The following is a 10,299-nucleotide window of genomic DNA, read 5'->3' as shown; positions in this document are numbered from 1 at the left end:
CCTTCCTCTCCCAGCCGTAGAAACAGTATTGACGGTTCAGAACCATTTTCATTCTCTGTGGTGAAGCGCCGATCTTGCGCTTCATGGATGGCTAACGGGTGCGATGCTTCAATTACGAAGGATCGCTTTTTCTTTTTCAAGTAACTGAGAAGGTTAGGAGCCGAAGAACATGAAGAATATATGAGTTTTTTTGTTAAACGTTCTTGGTGCATATAATATCAAAAGAAAAAGAACCCATTATTGAGTTCTTCCTCTAGACATATCACCCGTTAGCCACCCATGCAGAAGTTCCTCAACATCTGAGGTTAACGGGGAATTTACATTTCCTTGTTAAATTGATTGGAATCCTTATGAAAAATAGCTACTTATTTATAGGGTTAATATTATTACTCACATCACGATTATTGGATGCTGTATTGTTATCTGCTTCAGCCGTCTCCACCATCTGGTTACCAATAACACCGCCTGAAACACCGCCTATAACAGTACCAATTAGTCCAAATGGAGCACCTATCATAGCACCCGCAACGGCATCAGTAAAAGTTCCAACTGCTTCACCAAAGTCACTGGTAACTTGATTAGCATTACTCCCAGCTTGGTTGTTGCCACTTTCTTCTAAATTTCCACCAAAGTTATTGCGTTCGTCACTGTGATTCATCTATTCACTTCCTCGTTTATTAATAGGGAATATGTTAAATATGAACGCACACCATCCTAATCATATACTACCCAGTTTAAGTAGTTTTACTCACTATATGTTTAGGAAGCACACTTTATCCTCATTAATGCAGCAATAAAGGTATACACCAAGGGCATTCGTTAAAAAGGTGCTTTTTTGTTTTTCAACAAACGGGCAGAAGAGTTGAACAAGAGACATTGATCTTACAAAAATCAATGTCTCTTGTTATTGTAGAAATTTTTCACCTCTAAAATATGTTATGATAGGAATGCATGTTCGTTTTTTGTGAAATATACATATAAGGGGAGGTAACTAATGGAGAAAATAAGCTATCCAAAAGTGCGGAATTTAGATAAGGTTTTTATGGGTGGAGGCAAATCTAGTCAATTTTTAGATCATATCAATCGATTAGAAGCTCTTGTACATGAACTAGAAGGTAGTGTTAAATCATTTACTACTCCACTTTCAACATATGAAGTAAGTAAAGTGGTACATTTAGTAGAAAACATTGGAAACATTAGCTTGAACTTATCCCAAGCTAATTCGTTTATCACTTGTCTCCTTGCACAAAATCCAAAGGATCAAGATGCTGCGATTTTGCGAGGAAAAGTTGCTAAAGAAGAATCCCGTTTTGAAAAAGAATTATCGAAAGTAAGAAAGATATTAACAAATACAAAGGAAGAAGTATGGGAAAGTATCCTAGAAACCAAAGAATTACAAGAATATAGATTTATTCTAAACGAATGGCGTGAAAATGCAGATGAGAATTTGTCAGAAGAGGAGCTAAATTTAATTTCTGATTTAATGGTTGATGGGTACCATGCTTGGGGTCATTTTTATAAAGATCTAGTAAGTAGTATTAACGTAAATATTAAGATTAATGGAAATGAAAAAAATCTATCAGTTGGACAAGCCATTAACTTACGGTCGCACGCTAATGAAGAGGTGCGAAAGGAAGCTCATTATGTATTAGAATCTATATGGAAAGAGAAAGAAGAATTATTTGCTAAAATAATAAATCACATTGCTGGCTTTCGTATACAAGTGAATAACAAACGCGGGATAAAAAGTGTAATAGAAGATCCTTTGAAAAAGAACAGAATGAAGGAAGAAACGCTGAATACGATGTGGAGAGTGATCAGTAAATATAAACAACCTTTCTCGAATTACTTGAAGCGAAAAGCTGAAATGATGGGCGGATCTAGTATGAAGGCTTATAACTTTTGGGCTCCCGTTACAAAAAGTAATCAAGAGATAAAATTCGACGAAGCTGCTACACTTATTACGGAACATTTTAGTCAGTTTGGAACCGAATTAGAAGGCTTCGTTAGGCAAGCTTTCTATGAAGGTTGGATAGAAGCCGAAGATCGTCCAAATAAGTCTGCTGTTCCGTTCTGTGCTGGTTTTCCACTCACAGGTGAATCAAGAGTTTTTATGACATTTAGCGGTACTTTTTTAAATGTGTTAACTCTTGTTCATGAACTTGGGCATGCTTTCCATAATCATGCCATGAAGTCTGTTAATGGGTTGAATAAGCGTTATCCGTTAAGTATTGCTGAAACTGCTTCAACCTTCTCCGAAATGATTATTTTTGATGCGTCTATGAAAAAAGCGAATTCAAAAGAAGAAAAAATATTTATACTGGATGAAAAATTAAAACGTAGTGTAATGAACTTTATGAATATTCATTCGAGATTCTTATTTGAGCAGAGATTTTACGAGGAACGTAATGAGGGTATTGTTTCATCCGAACGGTTAAATCGGTTAATGGAAGAATCAATAAATGAGGCGTATGATGGTTCTCTAGAACAACCTTCCATATATTCTTGGGTTTGGACACCTCACTACTATATTACCCAATCGCCTTTTTACAATTTTCCTTATACTTTTGGGTATTTATTTGCTTTGGGCATTTATGCAAAGGCAAAGGAGAAAGGAAAAGAGTTTGAAAAAGATTATTTGAACTTACTTCGTGATTCAGGAAGTATGACTGTGGAAGATTTAGTTATGAAACATTTAGGAGAAGATATTACTTCAGAGGAATTCTGGGAAAAAGGAATGGAATTATGTGTGAAAGATGTAGAAGAGTTTATTAAATTAACTGCTTCTTAAATTGTTGGATGATATTGAATAAGGAGTTGTCGATGCGATAGCTCCTATTTTATTTAATAATAAGGGGATTTTCCGAGGAAGAACTCAACTCGCCTACTACCTCATATTGGGGGTTGACTTACACGAAATATGAATGGTTGTTAGAGATTCTGGCACACGTTTATCACCATAGGGGGCAATTACACGCTATGCTTGTTCACTGGTATGATAAAGACCCTAAAATCTTAATGTTTGAATAATTCTTCTTCAACGTGGCAGATTAGTTGAACAAGAAGGGGCAAAAAACTTGTATAATTTAATCACCATATACAGTAATTTTGACAAGGAGGCTAGATTTTATGGATATAGTTGTAGAAGACGAACATTATTATACTAACAGTTTTGTTGTCGTAAACGACATAGTAGAGTTTGAAAGAGTCTATATGATTGATGAATATAAATTTAATAATAAAACGTATGAGGCTTTATGGAAGGTGTATGAAATATTGCCATCTTATATGGGAAATCAAACCACTCTTCCTTGCTGTTTTGGTGATGAGGAAAAAGGAGATAAATACTTTATATCAGTTTCATTTGAAATGTCAGGGCTGCAGTTTTGGGGTAAATTGCCTATTACAGATTTTTTACAATGGGAAAATAAATTCAATGAATTAATAATGAACTTCCCATTTAAATATCAATAAAAGTTAGCTTCTTATTAACGGGTGCAAGAGTTAAAGAACGGGGATTGCTACGGTGATCCTTTTTTGTTGTTGAGCTAACTGGCAGGATAATTGAAGAAGCTAAGAAGGAAAATAATGTTATTAAATAGAATATCAATATTAATAATTTAAGTAAGAAAGGTATATTATTATGCTCAATATTTCAACTCTATTTTTAAGTTATTTGATTGGTTCAATTTCATTTGCTTTAGTTGTCGGTAAACTATTCTATAAAACCGATGTTCGAGATTATGGTAGCGGGAACCTTGGTGCAACCAATATTTTTAGGGTTTTTGGAAAGACAGCAGGGCTAATTGTTGCAATTGCTGATTTATTAAAAGGTACATTTGCTTGTTTACTCCCCCAAATATTTAATTCTACGGTTAACCCCATTTTCTGTGGTTTATTAGCCATATTGGGACACGTATTTCCTGTTTTTGCAGGGTTTAAAGGCGGGAAAGCTGTTGCGACAGCAACAGGAGTTTTATTATTTTTGACCCCTTTAGGTACTTTGACTGGCTTTATTGTATTTATATTAACTTTGCTACTTTCTAAGTATGTTTCACTAAGTTCAATGTTAGCTGGACTAGCAATATTTATTTACAGCCTTATATTTGAGGATAATGTCATTATAGCCCTTTCATTATTTATTAGTGTGTTAGTGATAATTTTGCATAGGCAAAATATCAAAAGAATTATAAAAGGAACTGAAAACAAACTATGGTAAGAAAAAAGTCTTAAAGAAATTACAAGTTATTTGGTAAAAGCTAAAGAGCATATTGTGAAGAATTGTACTTACACAAACTGGGTGCAATAGTTAAGAAAGATCGCTGCGACAATCTTTTTCTTATTGATTGCACTAGCGGGAAAGCTTAGTTGAGGATGGTACCGATGTATCAAGAAATGATACCAAGGAAGTGTGATTGATGGATAGCTTAACAGAATTGAAATATATCTTAAATAATGTCAATGAATTACCTTGGAACGAATATCTTTTTTTGCCAATTGATAAAAAATGGACTATAGATTCCGTTTGTTCTGTAATTAATTGGGATGAACTAGATGAGGATGAACTGGAAGGTGATGGGGATACTCCTATATTTGCTATTGATAACAATTTAATTTTTGTACTTGATATAGCTACTATCCAGGATATTGTTAACAATGCAAAGCAGCAACGTCCGCAATGCTCAGCGTTGGACTTGTTTCAAGCATTTATGTATTACTATAATAATGATGCATTTATAACGTTTGAATAAGAGGGTAGGGCTTCTTCAACTAACTGGTGCGTTAGTTCAATAAGAAAAAGTAATTAAGATCTTCAACAATCGGGCCAGATTGTTGAGCAATTGCCTTTAAAGAAAATTGGATATATAGGTTAAAATTTAGAAGAGATTGTGAAAATCTGTACTTAAAGTTGCAGAATAATTGAACAATGATGGACTGTTTCAGCAGTCCATTTTTCTTGGTCTTTAAAGGGCGCAATCCTGGAATAAGGATAAGCGCTCATTTTTCATTTTAGGGTCATTTTCTTGAACAAAAGTTTTAAAGAAAATTGGCTATATATAAGTTCAAACTCTAAAGAAAGATCATTAATCCCTAAGTCTGATAAAAACATTTAGGAAATCCTTACCTTTTAATCCATAATTTTGATCTGTAAACTAATACTTAGTTGATAAAATTATTTTTTAGGGAGGAAAGGTGAAAAAATGAATTTATCCCTCAAGGAACAATAAGATCTGTTAATGTTTATTTTACACTCTTCAATACTTTTTGCATTTTCGCCACAGTCTAAGGACCAAAAAGCATCATCCCCTGACACGTTTCATATAAACGGTTACGGGATTCATTCATTGGTTTACAAGCCGAAAATATATTGGGTCAAAGATTTATTTATGTACGGTAAATTTAAAAGACAATACACTTAAATATTGGGTGTCTTTCTGATTTAATAATTTTTAGAAAATTCGGCATTCATTTTATTTAAAATACATTTCCATTATATACTTTTGATAGGTACCAACTAGTTGCTATTAGAAAAATAACACTTGTAAAGGAGTTGATTTAATGACATTATCTCAAGGATTTTGACAATATTTCTTTTGATGGGAACAACGATATCGTATATAGGTTAAATTAATATTTTAATAGAGGAGATTATCGCGATGGAAAATAAAGTAAAAAGTATGTTGAGTTTTTTATTGACCTTTGCAATGATTTTCGGCGGTTCTGGGCAAGCGGTGGTTGCCAAGGGCAATAACCATGCTAATCAAGGAAAACATAAGAATTCAAGTGAGCAAAATGTAAAACAGTGGTTAAGTGAATATGAATTCTATGAGGACACCAGAATTGCAAAAATCTATGATCAGACTGCAATAAATGAATTAAAGCGCTTCGCGACAGTCATAAAAGAAACTAATGCTAAGTTTGATTCTAAACTGATAGCGGAAATTGATGAAGCCGGAGACTTTAAACAAAAAGATATTAATGAACTTGATGTACTTCAACAATTGATTAACCAATATGAACAAGCTGTTCAAGAGGAGTACATACAAGAGGTGGTTCTTAAAAGTGATCGGCTCTTGGAAATCAAACACAAGTTAACGATATATTTATGGGGGTATGTATCAAAAAACGATTTTAATGAACCAACTGAAGTATTACTTGCAGATATACTCTTTAATTTTTATTTATCGGATAAAATTGTCAATAAGAATGCTATCGGCATCTTAAAGGATATCTCCGATCAAGCGGATGACAAAGGAAATAAAATAAAAGCTCATTTGAATAACGCTGTGAAAATGTCTGAAAAAGGTAATGAATTTCTAGAAAAAGATCTAGCTATCCCTGCATCAAAATCCTATCAAAATGCATATAAACAAGTGTTATTCGGACTTGAAAAAGCTGGCTACTCATTTAACACAGAATTCTTTGAAGCTACCTCAGACACGGATGGGGACACAATAACGGATGGGAAAGAATTCCTAGAGGGAATGAATCCATTTAAAAAGGATACAGATGGTGATGGATTACAGGACAATATTGAATATGAAGTTAAATCATTTATTTCTCCGACTAAATATGATACAGATGGTAATGGCATAAGTGATGCAGATGAAGATATCGATGAAGACGGCCTGAGTAATAAAGACGAGCAAGCTTATCAAACAAATTTGATAAAGGAAGATTCAGACCAAGATGGTTTAACGGACGGATTTGAAGTACATCAGTTTAAATCATTACCTAATAAGTATGATACAGATGGCGATGGGTTAAGTGATGGAGATGAATATGCTTTAAAGACAAATCCGAATGCTGCAGACAGCGATGGTGACGGAATCGAGGATTCAGAAAAACTCTATGAACAATCTATTCGCAAATCATTGATTCAGCCTGATAAATCAGAAATTAAAAGTGTAGAAGTTAGTTTTAGTGCAAAGGGTAATATAAATAAAACGACTAGAATGAGTCGCACAAACAACGTTAAAACAACAAATTTACACGGTATTATTGGTTCTCCTGTAAGCATCACTACGCAATCAGAATTTGAGAAAGCAAGCATTACGTTTACTTATGATGAAGCGAAGCTAGGAGAAACAGTGGAAAATAATTTAGGTATCATTTGGTACAATGAAGCTAAGGAAATGTTTGAAAGCCTTAACGCGGAAGTAGATGCAAGTAAGAATACAATAAGTGTGGAAACTACTCACTTTGGCGAATTTCTAATTGTTGATAAGAAAAAATGGCTGGAGTTGTGGGGTAGGGAAATAGACTATTCAGGGACGCATGGTGTAAATGAAACGCTGCTTCACAATATGACAACGAGAACAGGTGGAGAGAATGATCAAGCTGCAACCAGCCATAAGTTGAATGACATTGTCCCTAGTGATGATTCAGGTGATGGAGGGATAGATACAACTGATTCAGATGGGGATGGCTTATACGACATCTATGAAATTAAAGGAATGAAAACACCATACGGTATAATCTACTCAGATCCTAACAAGAAAGATAGTGACGGAGATGGATTAACCGACGGGGAAGAAATGGGTCCATTCCAATCATTCACGGTAGACATTTTTGGAGTTACGATTCATTTTGAAGGTTTCTTTCCAAAGAGTTTTCCTGACCGAAAAGATAGTGACGGAGATGGAAAGTTTGATAATGAGGATTTGAGACCGTTGTACTCTGATTTATCTGATATGGTCATTTTTCAATCAGATAGACCAGAAGGCTATGATGCAAATGGAAATGTAGCGAATGATATGAAAACAAATGATTATACTGAAGATGAAATAAAAGACATTAGCTGGATGTTCAGACTTCAATTACTTGAATCTTATTTCCCAAGTATTCTCTTTAATGAGTTCGAGGATATGTCAACAAGCTTGTTTGCCATGGGAGATATGGAAGATGTGATTTTAGATATGATTAATCATTTTAGAGAGGGAACTGGTAATGAGTACAGAAACCAGACATTAACTAAAGAAGCGCGTGAGCATGAAACAACGAAGGCCTATGTTGAATTTGTTAAAAAAGCCCTAGTTAATGAGCTGAAGAAAAATGGAGGTAATTTAGCAGCACTTAAGTTTGATAAAAGTACAAAGGATTCAAATGAATTTTATAATTTTATACAGAGAAATGCTAGTTATCCGACGTTTAGCACATGGAGTGATCGAGTAGGTGGACTTACCATTACCGTAAATGATACTTGGGGGAATACGGTATCCGTAAAAGATTTTTCATTAGAGAGGAATCACTTTAAAGGAGTCATGCGTGTTCGTTTGTATGATCATTTTGGGTTGGATCAGCCAGATGTGGAGAAGGTGTATGTCAACCTAGCAGGATTCCGTTCCTGGTTTGTCTTACAGCATTATGATGAATATAATAGTAAATATAAGCCGTTTGTGACTGTAATGGAAATGGATATACCATTTGAGGGAGAATTGTGATTAAAGTTAATGTAAAAATGATAGTTTGGATGATTTGTATACTCTTCATTCCATTAAGCTTAATTGGATGTGCAAAGAATGAGGAATCAAGCGGGGAAACAAAGATTTTCGAAATTGCCAATACAGAAGAGGTCGTTGGTAAAAAGGATGAAGAATTGGTGACTCTTAGGAAGCATTATATGATTCTAAATCCACCAAAAGATCTAACAGAGTTGAAACAACTAGTTGAAAAATACAGTAAGGATCATCCAGTTGAAGGTGAAATGAAAGTAATTGAAGGCAAAAACAGGATTTTTGATATGTCCTTTTATAGGGAAAGTGAGGATTTGCCAAGAGACTGGCAGCCTGATGAAAGTTACATGAATACAGATCGGCTGGAACATCATAAGAATGATCTAATTGCCTATATCATTTGGTCAGATGCTGAACCACAAAAGGAATACACTGTTTATGATAAAAGTAAGGAAGGAATGGTCATGAAGCAGATGCATTTTATTGAGGATCAGCTTGTTGAGTGAAACACTATCCATACACCAAAAAATAAAGAAATGGAAATTGTTAGAAATTACGACAGGAACACTACATGATAGACTGGGGACCACTATGAATATTTTCCATAGTGGTCCCCTCATTACTTGAATCGTTTCCATACCCTATTAAAACTTTAATATTCCATAATACCAGTTAATATAATTTTTTCTTTGTTCCGTTTAAGGGCAAGTTATGTAGTAACAAAAAAGCCTAATTTCTCAGCATTAAATTGAGAAATTAGGTTTTTTAATATTGAAAATTCCTTAACGTTGTATGTATTTGATCATTCAAACTGTCCTTTTCACAAAATAAAACTAGTTACACAGTGTCCAAAATGTAAGACTGAATTTCAATATTACCTTGATGATAGTCCCATACAGATTAACTATAGCTGCCAATGTGGGTATAGTTTCTCGTCCGATAATAGATCAGTTCAGCCAGCTTTTTGGCCACGCATTATTAGTACAGATCTAAAAAAGTGGTTATCTTTGGCACCATCAGAAATCTCCAAAATCCAAAAAAGTCAAATATTTAATGAGTTTGAATTAGCTTTAGAATAAGAGAAAGTAGTTTTCAATTATGATGTTCCATTTATTTTGAATTCATTAAATGGTAAATGGTAAAAACCGTGCTATCCAAATGGGAGTGACACTTAATTACCTTGATAAGAAGCTAGTTCAAGAGTGAGAAAAAGAGTACGGTTCTAAAAATAAGTATTTACAATATATAAATCGTTTAGAAGCCATAGATACAGAATATTTTTATCAACAAGCAGACGTAATATTTAACTGTAAAGCTAGGCATCTAAGAAAAACTACTTTAAAGAAACATATTGGTTGCATAAAAGAATTAACAAGATATGGTCCTGCACTAGAAAATAAAGAACTTTGTCCATTTGCAATTGCTTATGTTTTTTGGAGATTACGACTCCAATTTTTCAAAGATTCGGAGGATGTAGACAATTTATTTGCATGTCACTTTAATAAAAGTAATTTTCGTGAATATGGATATCCAGTTCTCCCGTATAAATTCACTGAATGGCTACGAATTCTACGACTCGAAAGGGTAGTTCTTCCGGAATCTATTTCAGGATCAAGAACCGTATATATGTGGGTTATAAACCATTTAATAAAAGAATTAATTATTGCTGAATTTTATAGGTGTTTTGAATACGGATTAAACTGGTTATATGAAGAAAAGAAAAAATACACAATTAGTTCTATCTACAGCTTCAAATACATGCCCAAGTTCCTTATTCATAGAGATGGTAACAATTACTTCTGCGTAGAGAAGATAAAAAAGAACTAAAAGAATTGTTAAGTAA

At 33.9% G+C, this 10,299-nt stretch carries 7 protein-coding genes and 1 pseudogene; 7 read left to right on the top strand and 1 reads right to left on the bottom strand.

Translation table 11 applies throughout. From position 1 onward, the window contains the following. Positions 1-361: 361 nt before the first annotated feature. The gene (locus tag V7150_RS18675) at positions 362-658 is read right to left on the bottom strand and encodes a hypothetical protein (protein WP_335521336.1); all 297 of its coding nucleotides are present in this window, start codon (positions 656-658) and stop codon (positions 362-364) included. A 336-nt stretch (positions 659-994) separates the two neighbouring features. Here V7150_RS18675 and V7150_RS18670 point away from each other — a divergent pair, with 336 nt between their 5' ends. From V7150_RS18670 to V7150_RS18640, 7 genes and pseudogenes are all read left to right on the top strand, one after another. Next, positions 995-2,791 (top strand): M3 family oligoendopeptidase, encoded by a 1,797-nt coding sequence (locus tag V7150_RS18670; protein ID WP_335521334.1) that lies wholly within the window; start codon positions 995-997, stop codon positions 2,789-2,791. Positions 2,792-2,862: 71 nt separating this feature from the next. Continuing rightward, positions 2,863-3,030, top strand: a pseudogene (locus V7150_RS18665) (DinB family protein); the annotation flags it as partial. Positions 3,031-3,129: 99 nt separating this feature from the next. Further along, entirely contained in the window at positions 3,130-3,474 is a 345-nt protein-coding gene (locus V7150_RS18660; protein ID WP_335521332.1) for a hypothetical protein, read from the top strand. Positions 3,475-3,643: 169 nt separating this feature from the next. Next, on the top strand, positions 3,644-4,219 hold the full coding sequence (plsY, locus tag V7150_RS18655) for a glycerol-3-phosphate 1-O-acyltransferase PlsY (RefSeq protein ID WP_335521330.1): 576 nt from the start codon (positions 3,644-3,646) through the stop codon (positions 4,217-4,219). A 199-nt stretch (positions 4,220-4,418) separates the two neighbouring features. Next, entirely contained in the window at positions 4,419-4,751 is a 333-nt protein-coding gene (locus V7150_RS18650; protein ID WP_335521328.1) for a DUF7716 domain-containing protein, read from the top strand. Between the two features lie 906 nt (positions 4,752-5,657). Then, entirely contained in the window at positions 5,658-8,444 is a 2,787-nt protein-coding gene (locus tag V7150_RS18645; protein ID WP_335521325.1) for a DUF3289 family protein, read from the top strand. Continuing rightward, entirely contained in the window at positions 8,441-8,962 is a 522-nt protein-coding gene (locus V7150_RS18640; protein WP_335521323.1) for a hypothetical protein, read from the top strand. Before V7150_RS18645 ends, V7150_RS18640 begins: the two co-directional genes overlap by 4 nt. The last annotated feature ends 1,337 nt before the right edge of the window (positions 8,963-10,299 follow it).

This window comes from Neobacillus drentensis (assembly GCF_036965245.1).
Taxonomy (GTDB): Bacteria; Bacillota; Bacilli; order Bacillales; family Cytobacillaceae; genus Neobacillus; species Neobacillus drentensis_G.
This window is presented reverse-complemented; position numbering and strand designations above follow the sequence as displayed.

What these genes read in the sequence shown, in the direction of transcription:
- V7150_RS18660 (WP_335521332.1), top strand. Translation starts at nt 3,130, where the DNA reads ATGGATATAGTTGTAGAAGACGAACATTATTATACTAACAGTTTTGTT.
- V7150_RS18670 (WP_335521334.1), top strand. Translation starts at nt 995, where the DNA reads ATGGAGAAAATAAGCTATCCAAAAGTGCGGAATTTAGATAAGGTTTTT.
- plsY (WP_335521330.1), top strand. Translation starts at nt 3,644, where the DNA reads ATGCTCAATATTTCAACTCTATTTTTAAGTTATTTGATTGGTTCAATT.
- V7150_RS18645 (WP_335521325.1), top strand. Translation starts at nt 5,658, where the DNA reads ATGGAAAATAAAGTAAAAAGTATGTTGAGTTTTTTATTGACCTTTGCA.
- V7150_RS18675 (WP_335521336.1), bottom strand. Translation starts at nt 658, where the DNA reads ATGAATCACAGTGACGAACGCAATAACTTTGGTGGAAATTTAGAAGAA.
- V7150_RS18650 (WP_335521328.1), top strand. Translation starts at nt 4,419, where the DNA reads ATGGATAGCTTAACAGAATTGAAATATATCTTAAATAATGTCAATGAA.